A 13389-nucleotide genomic window follows, 5' to 3' on the forward strand; every position below is an offset into this window, starting at 1 on the left:
CCGAGCGCAGCCCGGCCGTTGCCACTCCTGGCTATGCCCGGGCGTGGGCGCGGATCTGCGCCAGCCCCTCCCGCAGCGCCAGTTGATAGAGCCAGAGGTCGCCCGAGTAGGCCACGATGCGGAATCCCTGGTCGAGCGCCCACTGGGCATCGGCCACGCTGCCCGCCATGATGCCCGCCGTCTTGCCGGCCGCCTGGGCCGCCCCAACGACCTTCCTGACGGCCTCCAGGTAGCGCGGGTGCTCGAACTGGGCCGGAATCCCCATGAAGTTGGTCAGGTCGAAGTGGCCGATCCAGACCACGTCGATGCCCGGCACGGCCAGGATCTCCTCGACATTCTCGACGCCGCCCGGCGTCTCGATCTGCGCGATCAGCAACAGCTCGTCGTTGGCGCTCTGCATCTTGTCGGCCGGCGCGCCGCCCGCGTAGTCGTCGTGGGCCACGCCGAACGCCGCACCGCGCCTGCCGGTCGGCGGGTACTTGGCCGAATCGGCGATCACCTTTGCCTGCGCGCCGTTCTCGACCATCGGCACCATCACGCCGCGCACGCCGACGTCGAGCACCCGCGCGATCAGATGGTACTGGGTGGTCGGGACGCGACACATCGGCACGAGGTCGGTGCCGCCGGAGGTCGCGACGAGCGTCCGGATGGTCTCGACGCTCCAGCCGGTGTGCTCCTGGTCGAAAATGCAGAACTCGGCCCCGGCCCCGGCCGCAAGGCGGGCCAGGCCGGTGGTGTTGAACTCGAACGCCATCGTCCCGAACGCCACGCCGCCGCTGGCGATGGTGCGCTTGACGGGATTCTCTCGCATGCTGCCTCCCAGAGGGCGGCGCCGGGCCGCCGGTGGGACGATACCGTCGCGGGCATCTGGAGGGCCATGACCCCGACCTGTAGACGCGTGGAGCAACCGGTGCGGCTGCACCCCACCGCGAAGATCGCACCGTCCGCCACGATGGAGCGACCCACCGCACGGGACGCTGGTTCATGCCGGCCCCTGGCTCCAGTGGCGGCGGCCCCAGCTGGCATCCTGGCGCGGGTCGGGGTCGCAGACGTTCGCTTCCGGCCCGCCTACTCCAACCAGGGCGATTGCATGTTCGTTGGTGTCCCCGAAGCATCATGGAACGGGCGGTCGGGGGTTGAAACCCCCGCCTACACGCATTCAGTCGCTGCGCGACGGACGCCGGGAACGGCAGGCACTGGGGCGACTGGAGCGTCGCGCAGCGACTGCAGGATCGTAGGCGGGGCTTTCAAGCCCCGACGTCGCTGCACGACGAGACCAGCATGCAATCGGCCTGCTACTCCAACAGGAGAGGAAGACACCGCGGGCCAGCGGACTACAGGCTCGGCTTCGGTTCCACGATCTCGAACATCGTGGAGAAGTCGTCCAGCAGGTCGAACAGCTCCACGACCTTGCCAGCATCGCCCTGGACGGTGAGCAGCCCCTGGGCGCTCGCCTCTTCGACAGTCACCTGGGCCAGGATCAGCCGCGTCAGCGTCTCCCGCTCCAGCGTCACGGTGGCATCGGCGTCCTCTGCCGTGCGGTCGGCCAGCGTGGTCAGGGCTGCGTTGCTCAAGTTGGTGACGTAGCTGCGGCCCAGGTCGGTGAACGTCCAGGTGAGAACGCTGGTCCGTCCCTCGGCCTTCTCGCCGTGCAGGCGCACCCCGAGGTAGTCAAAGACGGAGTCAAGACGCATCGAGCGCAGCGTGAACGGGTTCGGCAGCGCGCGGCCGGCAGGACCGCTCAAACCGTTGCGTAGCTCCTGCGCGCCGAACAGGTAGGCGTTTCGCCACGCACCCGACTCGGCAGCGTACCCCAGTTGTTCGAGCGCGTCGGCCCCCAGGTTGCGCGCCTCAGCATTCGATGGCTCTGCGAAGACGACCTGACTCATCACGTCGGCCACAAAGCGGTAGTCGCCGCGTGCGTAGTCCGCGCGCGCCCGCTCGATGGCGCGCTCGACGCCGCCCATGTACTCCACGTACTTGCGCGCTCACTCCGAGGACGGCAGCGGATTGAGATGGGCCGGGTTGCCATCGTACCAGCCGAGGTACTTCTGGTAGACCGACTTCACGTTCTGGCTCAGATCACCGTAGTAACCCCGAACGTGCCAGACACGCTCCAGGCTCGCCGGGAGCGCCAGCCGCTCGGCGATCTCGTCCGCCTTGTACCCGTGATTTGCCAGCCGCAGCGTCTGGTCGTGCAGGTACTTGTACGCGTCACGCTGCTTCGCCAGATAGTCGAGGACGCGCCTATTGCCCCAGACCGGCCACTGATGCTGCGCGAACACCACGTCAACCTGCCGACCGAACCGGTCGCGTGCCTCGTTCAGGTAGTAGGCCCAGGCGTTGGCATCCCGAACCTCCGCCCCACGGATTGGGTAGATGTTGTGCATGGTGTGGGTGGCGTTCTCGACGAGATTGAGCGCGCGCTGCTCTGGGAAGAACAGGTGCATCTCGGCGGGCGCTTCCGTCTGCGGCGCCTGCTGAAACACGATCTCGACGCCGTCCACGGTGTGCGTCTCGATGGGCTCGGCGATCAGGCGGGTGGGCGGGATCAGCGAGATCGATCCGCGCGAGAGCGTCTTGCCACCCCCAAGATCGATGGCGCCGCGTGGCCCCCTCGGCAAGAGCAGACCAAACTGGTACTGCGAACGACGGTTCCGGGCCGGCCCGGGCAGCACGCTCTCCGCGACGACCGTCTCCATAAACTGGTCGGGCGCGATGATGTCCACCCGCCCCGCCCGGACGTCCTCGACGGTCACGACGCCACCCATGCCGCCGTAGTGATCCACGTGACAGTGCGTCAGGATCAGGGCCTTGACCGGCCGGTCTCCGCGCAGGGAGCGGTACAACTGGAGGGCGGCGCGGGCCGTCTCGGTCGAGATCAGGGCGTCCACGACGATCAGGCCGCTGTCACCCTCGACGATCGTCATGTTCGACGCGTCGAAGTTGCGGACCTGGAAGATGTGGTCCGTGACCTGGAACAGGCCGTGCAGCCTGTTCAGGCGGGCCTGCCGCCAGAGGCTGGGGTTGACGGTCTCGGGGGCAGCGTCGTCGTCCAGGAACGCGTCATCCTCGAAGCTCCAGACGACTCGCCCGTCGGCAGCCCGGATCGAGCCTTCAGACCACGTTCCCAGGAAGCCCCGCCGGGCATCCTCAAAGTCCTGGGTCTCATGGAACGGCAGCGCGCCGAGCAGGGCACGGTTGCGGGCCTGCGTGATCGGCGTCGCGGACTTCGGACCATCAACGGATTGCGGCACGGTCGTACTCCAGGCGCAGGCTCGCGGCAGGTCGGCTCAGCAGAGGACGGACCTTCCAGCGCGTCAGCCGGGCAGGCCTCGCGCCGCGACCTCCCGCGCCACGTTTCGATTCGAATACCGAATCTCGTCCTGCCGCTCGATCTCCGGCACCGCGTCCAGCGCGTTGTGCATGCGGGTCGGCATCCGCTCAGGACTCTCCGGCTGCCAGCGCTCCCGCCACGCCTCCGGAGTCTGCTCGGGAAGCTCCTGGCCGCTGATGGCGGCCCAGACGGCCGTCCAGGCGCGCGGCACGACCGTCCACAGGCCGTAGCCTCCCCCGCCGAGCGCGATCAGTTTGCCGTCACACAGCTCGTGGGCCAGCTCGTGGCTGCGCCGCGCCACGTGCTCGAAGGTCGGGGTCAGGTAGTGGAGGTGGGTCAGCGGGTCGATGGCGTGTCCGTCACAGCCGTTCTGCGCCACGATGATGTCGGGCTTGAAGGCGCGCGCCAGCGGCGGCACGACGAGGTCGTAGCACTCCACGAACGAGCTGTGATCCGTGTAGGGCAGCAGCGGCACATTGATGCTGTAGCCGAAGCCCGCCCCGGCCCCCCGCTCGCTGGTGCTGCCGGTGCCCGGAAAGAGGAATCGGCCGCTCTCGTGCATCGAGATGGTGAGCACGCCAGGATCCTCGTAGAAGATCGACTGGACGCCGTCGCCGTGGTGAGCGTCGGTGTCGGTGTACATCACCCGCAGGCCCTGCATACGCAGCCAGGCGATGACCACGGCGCAGTCGTTGTAGACGCAGAAGCCGGAGGCCCGCCGACGGTCGGCATGGTGGAGGCCGCCGCCCGGGTTGAACGCGTGGGTGGCCTTGCCGCTCATCACCAGCTCGGCGGCCACCAGCGAGCCACCGGTCACCAGGGCGCTCGCCTCGTGCATTTGAGGAAAGACCGGGTTGTCGCTGGTGCCCAGCCCGTAGTCCATCGACGGATCGGCGAAGCGCGGCGCATGCCCGAGATCGCGCACGCGCTCCACGTAGTCGCGGTCATGGGCGTACATGATCTCGTCGTCGGAGGCCATGCGGGGAGCGGCCCGAAAGACATCGGGATGGCTCAGCAGGCCAGCCGACTCGATCAGGGACTCAGTCAGGGCCAGCCGGATGGGGTTCAGCGGGTGCTCGTCGCTGAGCTTGTAGCCCAGATACTCGTTCGAATAGACGAAAGCCGAACGACCACCCACAGCGCCATCCCCGGAGAGGAGTTACCGGAGTATAGCCCCTGGGTTGGCATCCCCTGACGCCGTCACGAACAGGGCGATTGCATGTTCGTCGGCGTTCCCATACCGTCGTGAAACGCGCAGTCGGGGGTTGAAACCCCCGCCTACACGCGCTCCGTCGCTGCGCGACGGACGCCGGGAACGGCAGGGACGGGTGAGCCAGGAGCGTCGCGAAGCGACTGCAAGATGGTAGGCGGGGCTTTCAAGCCCCGACCACGCTGCACGGCAAGCCCAACGTGCAATCGCCCTGCCGTCACGAAGAGAACAGGCCCCGACGTGCGAGTCGGGGCCTGTACGCGGTTCAGGCTCTGGCAGATCACGGTGAGCCGTTCTGCCGCTCACTCGCCTCGGGCGCGAGGGCGTCAGGCAGCGCCGCGCTGCTGCGCCTCACGCTGCTGGACCAGCCGCTTCGGCGGCCGTCCCCGGCGCGGCTGATCGTCGAAGAGGCCGGCCGTCTGCATGAGGCTGCGATTCTGGAACGCGTCGAAGAAGGTCGGGCCATTGCACCGCGCGCAACGGATCAGCCGTCGATCCGTCAATGGCACCTCGGACTCAGACCCACGCGCCAGGTAGGTCATCGCCGAGTTCGGCGCGCCGCGGTCGATCCGCGCTACGCCGGAGACATTGCCGCAGTGATAGCACGTGACATCGGCTTCCTGGAAAATGCGAATAGTTGCTGGCATCCCGCTACCCTCCACGGAGCAGCTACTCCAGCAAGAACAACGCCACGCCCGCCCCCGGTATTCCCTGTCAGGGCGAATGTGGCGTTGCAAAACCATGCACATACCGTGACAGAAAGCGGTCCGCGAGCGTGTCACCTACTCGAACGTGATCGCGGCCCGGGTGACCTTTCCCTGGTCCGCCAGGTCAAACGCCTCGTTGATCTGCTCCAGCGGGAACCGGTGGCTGAGCACGCGGTCCCAGGGGTACGTCTCGCGGGTGCGGTAGACCAGATCGAGCGCCTGCTGGAGATGCTCGGCCTCGTAGTAGAGCATCCCGAGGATCGAGCGGTTGAACCCCACCAGCCACTGCGGATCGAGCGTGAACGTCATGCCCGGGCTGATGTTGCCGATCTCCAGGTAGCGGCCCGCCCGCCCGACCATCCGCAGGCCCTCGTTGCAGACGCGCGGGTGGCCCACCAGCTCCGCCACCACGTCTGCGCCCCAGCCGTCAGTCAGCTCCTGGACCCGCTTGACCCGCGCGTCCGGGTCGGACAGCTCGCGGAAGTCGATGACCGCATCCGCACCGAACGCCGTCGCCAGCTCCAGCCGCTCGGACACGCCGTCCACCACGATGACCTTGCCGGCGCCCATCTCCCTCGCCACGACCGTCGCGTAGACACCCAGGCCGCCAGCCCCCTGGATCACCACGTACTCACCCAGCTTGAGCTGCGCCAACTGGAGCCCGCCGACCACCTGCGCCAGCGCGCAGTTGATCCCAGCCACGGTTTCATCTGGCAGCTCGTCGGGCACCTTGAAGATGGCCGCGCCCGGCCGCACGTAGTAGTAGTCGCCAAACGCCCCATAGAAGTGCGGCGACTCGTCGCACGACGTCATCAGGTACGCGCGAGCGTTGGGGCAGGCGCGGTAGACGCGCCGCATGCACGGCCGGCACGAGCCGCACGGGTAGAAGTACCGCCAGATGACGCGGTCGCCGGGCTGAAGCGGGTTGCCGGCCGTGTCCCTGGAGATACCCTCGCCCAGGGCGTGTACCCGGCCGGTCATCTCGTGCCCGAGGATCTGCGGGTACGGCCGCCCGAACTTCGCCACGTCGAACTCGCCGCGCCACTGGTGCAGATCCGAGCCGCAGACGTTCGCCAACGTCGTCCGGACGACGACCGCGCCGGGCTCCGGATCGGGAACCGGGTACTCCTTGATCTCCATCGGCAGGTCTGCGCCGTAGAACGCCGCGACCCTGCCCGTCAGTCCTGCCATCGTGCTCCTCCCATGCCGTCAAGGAGTAGGGTAGGGGCGGCTCCGGTGTGCGGGCAACTGCATGAGAGTCTGGTGAAGAGATGGCGCACTCGGCGAAGATCGTTGTAGAATCGGCCCGCCTGGTGTACCAAACACGCATGCGGCCAGGACAGGCTCAGGAAGAGACAGACACCTCATGCAGGCCTTCTTCAATAAGCTTGGGATCGCGGGCGAGCTGCTCTCGTTCCTCTGGGCGCAGAAGCTCTGGTGGATGATTCCACTGGTCGTGATGCTGCTGCTCCTGGCGGCGCTGATCGCCTTCGCCTCGGCAACCTCGCTCGGTCCGTTCATCTATCCCTTGATCTAGCCGCCGCCTCGGGCGTCGAACGGGCATGGTCGCCGCGCAGACACCCGTCTGCGCGGCCGAACCTGGGGATGCGCAGGCGCGGCGTGGGTGCGCGCCCGCTTACCAGTGCCGGCTGCGAACCCAGGCGACGCCGCCGACCCAGCCGATCCACGCCGCGGCCACCCACGGCAGCGCATCCGGCCACCCGAGCGTCTGCGAGAACGAGACGCTGAACCCGATCAGCAGCACGAGCGTAAACGCGAAGATCAGCTTGATCGAGTCCAACGCCGTTACGCCGTTCCCTGCGTCTCGCCCCACCAGGGTGGAGCGTACATCATGCCGCTCGTCGGCTTCGGGTGGGTAGACGGCTCGCCGTGGGCGCGCGCCAGCAGGAAGACCCGCGCGCCCTCCTCGGCGTAGGCGATAGACTCGAGCGCCCGCTCCACGGTCTCGCCAATCGCGAGCAGCCCGTGGTTCGCCATGATCACGGCGCGGCGGTCGCCCATGACGGCCAGCGCGTGGGCCGCGTACTCGCGCGAGCCTGACTCCATGAACGGGGCCGTTTCGAGCGTCCCGCCAACGTACCGCCACAGTGTCCCAACCACCGGCGGCACCGACAGCCCGAGCGCGCCAACGGCGTTGGCATGGACGCTGTGGACGTGCGCGATGCCGTCCAGGTCCGGCCGCGCCTCGTAGACGCCGAGGTGCAGCGGCGTCTCTGAGGATGGCTTGAGCGTCCCGTCGGCCACCGTACCGTCGAGCCGCACCAGCACGATGTCGGCCGGCGTCATCGTGCCGTAGGCGCGTCCGCTCGGCGTGATCGCGATCAGCCCCGATGCGCGGTCGCGGGCGCTGAAGTTGCCGGAGGTCATCGTCATCAGGCCCATCGCGGCGGCCTCACGGGCCGCCGCGAGCACCCGCGCCCGGAGATCGGCCAGGGGCAACTCGCTCCCCCCCGCCGCGCCGGCGGGGGAGGAGGCAGCACTTCGTTTGGCGGCAGTGGCCGAGGGCTTCCGCGCTGGCACCGCTACGACGCCCCGCGCAGCATCGTGATGACGTCAGCCAGCGTCTTCGGCGTCCCGACGTTGCCGGGGAAGATCACGTAGGGCACGCCGGGGAAGCGGCTCTCGTCGCCCAGCAGCCAGCAGGGGATGCCGGGGGCCACCTGGCCGGGCACCGTCGCCTGATGCACGCCGAACGCCTTCAGGGCCAGGTCGTTCGAGGTGATGCCGCCCTTGGCGATCACGTACCGTGGCGGGACGGTGAGCCGCTGCGCCACGTCCACCATCGCCGCCGAGACGGTCTGGCTGACGTTCAGGCTCTCCTCGGCAGTGCCGCCCGTCACGACGTTGCGGCTGGTGTAGATCAGGCAGTCCCGGCCGCGCGGATACTGCTCCTCCAACCACGCGACCGTGTCATGCACCTCGGCGTCGCGGGTCGACGGCTCCAGCAGACGGGTCACCCGCAGCTCGCGCACCTGCAGATCGGCCAGGTTCACGGCCTGTTCGAGCTGTTCGGTCGAGCGCTTGACGTGCGATCCCACGAACGTGATGCCGGCCGCCGTTGGCGCGCCCTTCGGGTAGAGGTCCGAGATCGTCAGCAGGGGCCGCGCGGCCAGCCCGGCCCGCACCCGCACAAACGAGGCCGACACCCGGTACAGGAACCGCTTCCCCGCGGCCTCGGCCCGCAGCAGCCCGAGCACGAACACTTCCATGTCGCGGTAGGTGGCCGAGTTCGCCACGACGATCTTGCCGCCGCTGACGCCGGTCAGGATCTCGGCCACGCGCGCGGGGCCGCCCTGGCGGATGTCCTCGATGGACACCGAGCCGACCACCCCCGCGGCCACCCGGCCCTGACTCTTTTCCTGGACCCAGGCCGGCAGAAACGAGCTGCGGTACCCGAAGGCGGCGTCCCGGGCGAACTCGGTCTCGCCGGCGGGGACGAGATCGTCGCCCTGCTGAACGTAGTGCGTGTCGCCGATGGTGAACCGACCACCCTCCTCGAAGAAGGGGGCCAGGATCTCGCCGTCGTACTCCTGGCCGATCTCCGACGCAAAGGCGTCACGCAAGGCCCAGGACTCGGCGGGATAGTGGCCGCGCAGGGTTGAGTCGCCCCGGTAGCCGATGGCCACCTGGACGCCGGTTCGCTTCGAGGCGCGGGCGAGGTTGCGCCCGGCCTCGGCGGCCAGGGCAGCAGCCTGCGCCTCCGGCAAGCTGCGCGAGTTCGTCAGCACGAAGACCGCGGGGTGCGATCCTTGCAGCGCACCTGCAAGCTCGTCCTCCGACCACTCGGTCACCACGAGCACCCCATGACTCGTCTGCGTGCCGGTTGGGTCATCGTCGAGGACGACGAGGCGGCGGCCAGATCGAGCGAGCTCCTCACGAATCGTTGGTAGGAGATCCTCAGGCCAGACTGGCGGCAGGTCGGCGAGCTTCACGGCTCCACTCCCTCGGCACGTTTGCCCCGCATGGTCCGTGCGGGGCTGAGGCCTTTCACAGGCGTAGCGTTTCAGTGTACGTGACGGCCAGCCCGCCCCCCCACCCAATCAAGCCTGCCCGATGGACGCCCGAAACGCACGTGCCAGCGCTCCAGCCGTCTGGAACCGCTGGTCGCGGTCCTTGGCCAGCGCTCGCGTGAGCACGCCCTCGACGCCGCCCGACAGCGACGGCATCACCGAGCGCGCCGCTGGCGGGGTGGTGTGGATCTGGGCGTGCAGCACGGCCAGCGGCGTCTCGGCCTTGAACGGCACGCGGCCAGTCACCAGTTGGAACAGCAGCACGCCCAGCGCGTAGATATCGGCGCGGCTGTCGGCCACCTCGCCCCGCACGACCTCCGGTGCCATGTAGGCGGGGGTACCAACCATCTGGCCGGTCTGGGTCAGCGAGGCGTCCCCGATCAGCCGGGCGATGCCAAAGTCGGTCAGGATGGCGCGGTCGTGTGGGCCAACCATGATGTTCGACGGCTTGATGTCCCGGTGGAGGATCGGCCGCTCACGCTGGTGAGCATGGTCGAGCGCGGCGGCGACCTGGTCGAGCAGGTGAGCGGCGCGTGGAAGCGGCAGCGCCCCGTCCCGCTCCAGGATCTTCTGAAGATCCTCGCCATCGATCCACTGCATCACCATCTGGATCGAGTCGCCGACCGGCTCGATGTCGTAGACGGTCACGATGTTCGGGTGTTCGAGCATCGCGGCCATCTGGGCCTCGCGCACGAAGCGGTCCATGAAACCCTGCTGCAAGCCAAGATCGGCGTGCATGACCTTGAGCGCCACCCACCGGTGCAGGCGCGAGTCGTAGGCCCGGAACACGGAGCCCATGCCGCCGCGCCCCGTGAGCGTGCGATCGACGTAGCGCTCGCTGGCGGGCGTCGAGCCGGGCGCGGACGGCTGAGGGCCAGATCCCTGCGTCGGCGGGGCCGGCGTGCCGTAGGACGGCGCCGACGTACCGTAGGACGGCGCCGACGTACCGTAGGACGGCGCCGACGTACCGTAGGACGGTGCCGGCGTGCCGTAGGGGCTGGTCGGCGGGAGCGGCGTGCCCCATGGCGGCGGCGCGGCCTGCTGGGGATCTGGTGGCCCTGCCGGCCCCTGCTCGAAGCTCGGCTGCGGCCAGGACGGCGGTGCGGGCGTCCCGGCTACGCGCTCCCAGGGCGGCACCGCGCCCGGCGGCATCTCGAAGCCGCCTGACGGAGGACGAGCTGGCTGGCCAACGGGCGAGCCGCCCCACGGATTCGCCCGCGGCGTCAGCGTCACGGGGCCGTACTGCCCCGCCAGGGGCGCAGGCGCGGGGCTCGACCGCCGCCGCAACACCATCACCAGCGCGACGAGCGCCGTCGCCACACCCAACCCCATGATCCCGAAGCCGGCCAGCAGCAACGGCATCGACGGTCCGCCCCCACCGGCCGGCGTTGCGGCGACAGTCGGCGTGGCAGCCTGGGCCGGTCCGAGCGGGGGAGCGTTCGGGGCCGCCGTCGTTGGCGACTCGGCCGATGCTGGCGGCGCAGCGGGTGACTGCACCGGGGCCTGGGCTGGCTTGTCCGCTGGCGGTTGGGCAGGCTTGTCTGCCGGCGGCTGAGCCGGCTTCTCGACTGGGGGCAGGCCCGGCTTCGGGATCGTTTGCAGCGACGGCTTTGCAGCCGGCGCACCCTGCTCCGGCTTGGTCGCCGGGACGGCCGTGTTGGTGGGTGGTGGCTGGGGCGTGTTCGTGGGCGGCGGCTGCTGACGCGGCTCCAGGTCGATCATGCGGGTCGGTGCGCCCTGCTGATCGACCTGGCCGGCCCCGGGCAGATGCACGAACGAGCCGTTCGCTCGGCGCAGGGAAGCACGAGCCTGCAGCGTGTACGGCCCGTGCGCCGTCAGACGGAGTCGCAGCGAGTGGCGCGCGCCGGCCGGCCAGGAGCTGACGAACAGCTCGACGGCCGGCACCGAGATCGGCGACGCTCGGCCACTGCCAAAATTGAACATGTTCTCGCCGGGCTGGTAGATCTTCGCGCCCTGGGCCGACGCCCCGGCGATCTGGATCGACGGGTTGCCATAGATCGAGACGGTGATGCTGCCCTGGCTGGCGTCGGGCACCGGGTTGGCAGCACGGATCTCGACGTCAACCGGCCGTCCGACGATGACGTCCCCGAACACTTCGACCTCGACGCCTGTCCCCTGCTGCGCGGTCTCACCGGTTCGCGGACGGGCTGTGGCGGCGGCCAGCACGGTGCGCGGCGCGAGCGCCAGCAGCATCACGAGCGCAGCGAGGCCCAGGGACAGGCCTCGCCAGCGCTCGGCAGTCACGAGCAGCCTCCTCCTGGCTGCACTGCCGGCTCGCCCAGCAGCCCGAAGCGCGCCTTGACCAGCAGCACGTGCTGCACGGCCTCGTTCAGCCGATCCTGCGTGATCCGGCCATCCGACACGGCGGCCACCAGCGCATCGCGCGACTGCTTCTGGCGCGGAAACTCGGCTGAGAGGATGATCATGTCCACGCCGGCCTGGACCGCGCGAACGGCGGCGTCGCCGGGCGTGTAGTTGTCGGTGATGGCCTTCATCGCGCCCATGTCGTCGCTGACAGACAGGCCCTTGAAGCCGAGGCGCTCACGCAGCAGCCCGGTCATGACCGGCCGCGAGAGCGTGCCCGGCACGCCAGACTGATCGACGGCCGGGAACACGATGTGCGCCGACATGATGCCGGCGATGTCAGCGTCGATGGCCCGCCGGAACGGCACCAGCTCGATGCGGTCGAGATCGGAGACCGACATCGGGAGGGACGGCAGCCCCAGGTGCGAATCTGTGCTGGTGTTGCCGTGCCCCGGAAAGTGCTTCCCGACCGCCGCCACGCCACCCCCTTGTAGCCCGCGAACGTAGGCCGCCCCGAGCCGCGCCACGACCTCCGGGTCGTCCGAGTAGGAGCGCCGCCCGATGACCGGGTTGGCCGGGTTGTTGTTGACGTCCAGCACCGGCGCGAGATTCATCGAGAAGCCCATGCTCCGCAAGGTCTCGGCGTGGCTCTGGCCGCGTTGACACGCTTGCAGATCCTTCGCGCCACTGGCCGCGAACTCCCAGTTACTTCGGAGATTCTCGACATCCGTGATCCGCTGCACGTTGCCGCCCTCGTGGTCGATGGCGATCAGCGGACGAACCATGCCGACCTCGGCCGCGATGGCGTCCAGCCCCCGGTTGATGGTGGCGGCCCCCGCCCGCGTGGTGGTGTTCTGGACGTGGACGATCCCGCCAGCCTTCAGATCGCGTAGGGCCGGGCGGGCCTCTTCGGCCGTCCCGCCGATCCACGCCAGCAGGAGAAGCTGCCCGACCTTCTCTTCGTCCGTGGTCAGCCGGGCGAACGCCTCGGCCGCCGCACGCTCGGCTGGCGACATCGCAGCAGTCGGCGAGCCGAGCGGCGGCGGGATCGGCAACGGCGCCCCAGGAGCCGGGCTGGCGGCGGACGACGCGGGAGAGGGCGCGGTCTGGGGATCGGCGGCCGGACCGGCCGCCGGGGAGCCAGCGGTGCTGGCCGGCGACGGCGATCCAGCCTGCTGCTCCGACGACGGCGGCTGCGTGCTCGCCCCACTCGGGACCGACGGCGCGAAGAGCGGCCCGCCCGACGTAGACGGCGGGATCAGGCTCGGTGCGCCGGTCCCACCGGCGGCCGGGGTCGGGCCGCCATCGGTCGCCTGGGCGCGCGGTCCGACCGTCAGCAGAATCGGGGTCGCGCGGGCAGCCGCCGGGGTCGGGGTCGGATCGGGCGCACGGCCATCGCCGCCGGTCCCGCTGCCACGCAATGAGCCGAACGTCACCGCCGCGCCGACCGCCACCAGACTCACCGCCACCAGCAGGATGCCGAACACCGTCACGACCGACGGCCCTGGCGTCCCCTGTCCTCCGTGCTGTCGTCGCATCGTCGCCTGTGCCTGCACCCGTGGCTCCTTGGGCATGCCTACCTCACGTTGAGCCGAACAATCATAGCCCGCGAGGCTGATACACTCCCTCTGATGGCCTCTCCAACCCAGTGTGATTGCATGTTGATGTCGTCGTGCCGCCGCGTCGGGGCTTGAAAGCCCCGCCTACGATCCTGCAGTCGCTGCGCGACGCTCCAGTCGCACCAGTGCCGGCCGTTCCCGACGGCCGTCGCGCAGCGAC

The 13389-nt window shown here is 69.5% G+C and carries 10 protein-coding genes and 1 pseudogene; 1 reads left to right on the plus strand and 10 read right to left on the minus strand.

Annotated features, from left to right (window positions below; all coding sequences use genetic code 11):
* Nucleotides 1-31 precede the first annotated feature (31 nt).
* The 5 genes and pseudogenes from IT306_25475 to IT306_25495 all read right to left on the minus strand — a co-directional run bounded on the left by IT306_25475 (nucleotide 32) and on the right by IT306_25495 (nucleotide 6394).
* Nucleotides 32-811: an aldolase gene (locus IT306_25475; GenBank protein MCC7371795.1), complete on the minus strand. Its 780-nt coding sequence runs from the start codon at nucleotides 809-811 to the stop codon at nucleotides 32-34.
* Nucleotides 812-1334: 523 nt separating this feature from the next.
* A pseudogene (locus tag IT306_25480) lies at nucleotides 1335-3194 on the minus strand (MBL fold metallo-hydrolase).
* 126 nt (nucleotides 3195-3320) lie between these two features.
* Complete coding sequence (locus tag IT306_25485) at nucleotides 3321-4475, minus strand: acetoin utilization protein AcuC (protein MCC7371796.1); 1155 nt, start codon at nucleotides 4473-4475, stop codon at nucleotides 3321-3323.
* Between the two features lie 398 nt (nucleotides 4476-4873).
* Entirely contained in the window at nucleotides 4874-5194 is a 321-nt protein-coding gene (locus IT306_25490; protein MCC7371797.1) for a hypothetical protein, read from the minus strand.
* 135 nt (nucleotides 5195-5329) lie between these two features.
* Nucleotides 5330-6394: a zinc-binding dehydrogenase gene (locus IT306_25495; protein ID MCC7371798.1), complete on the minus strand. Its 1065-nt coding sequence runs from the start codon at nucleotides 6392-6394 to the stop codon at nucleotides 5330-5332.
* Between the two features lie 226 nt (nucleotides 6395-6620).
* Here IT306_25495 and IT306_25500 point away from each other — a divergent pair, with 226 nt between their 5' ends.
* A complete protein-coding gene (locus IT306_25500; GenBank protein MCC7371799.1) occupies nucleotides 6621-6791 on the plus strand; it encodes a hypothetical protein in 171 nt (56 codons plus the stop codon).
* A gap of 99 nt (nucleotides 6792-6890) precedes the next feature.
* Here IT306_25500 and IT306_25505 read toward each other — a convergent pair whose 3' ends face one another.
* The 5 genes from IT306_25505 to IT306_25525 all read right to left on the minus strand — a co-directional run bounded on the left by IT306_25505 (nucleotide 6891) and on the right by IT306_25525 (nucleotide 13184).
* The gene (locus IT306_25505; GenBank protein ID MCC7371800.1) at nucleotides 6891-7088 is read right to left on the minus strand and encodes a hypothetical protein; all 198 of its coding nucleotides are present in this window, start codon (nucleotides 7086-7088) and stop codon (nucleotides 6891-6893) included.
* Nucleotides 7061-7714 carry a class II aldolase/adducin family protein gene (locus IT306_25510; protein ID MCC7371801.1) on the minus strand — a complete coding sequence of 218 codons (654 nt, stop codon included), beginning with the start codon at nucleotides 7712-7714 and terminating at the stop codon, nucleotides 7061-7063. Before IT306_25510 ends, IT306_25505 begins: the two co-directional genes overlap by 28 nt.
* A gap of 83 nt (nucleotides 7715-7797) precedes the next feature.
* On the minus strand, nucleotides 7798-9207 hold the full coding sequence (locus tag IT306_25515) for a hypothetical protein (protein ID MCC7371802.1): 1410 nt from the start codon (nucleotides 9205-9207) through the stop codon (nucleotides 7798-7800).
* A gap of 108 nt (nucleotides 9208-9315) precedes the next feature.
* Nucleotides 9316-11550 (minus strand): protein kinase, encoded by a 2235-nt coding sequence (locus IT306_25520; protein ID MCC7371803.1) that lies wholly within the window; start codon nucleotides 11548-11550, stop codon nucleotides 9316-9318.
* On the minus strand, nucleotides 11547-13184 hold the full coding sequence (locus IT306_25525) for a hypothetical protein (GenBank protein MCC7371804.1): 1638 nt from the start codon (nucleotides 13182-13184) through the stop codon (nucleotides 11547-11549). The genes IT306_25520 and IT306_25525 overlap by 4 nt, the downstream gene beginning before the upstream one ends.
* Nucleotides 13185-13389: the final 205 nt, after the last annotated feature.

The sequence above is a fragment of the Chloroflexota bacterium genome, from assembly GCA_020850535.1.
Classification (GTDB): domain Bacteria; phylum Chloroflexota; class UBA6077; order UBA6077; family JACCZL01; genus JADZEM01.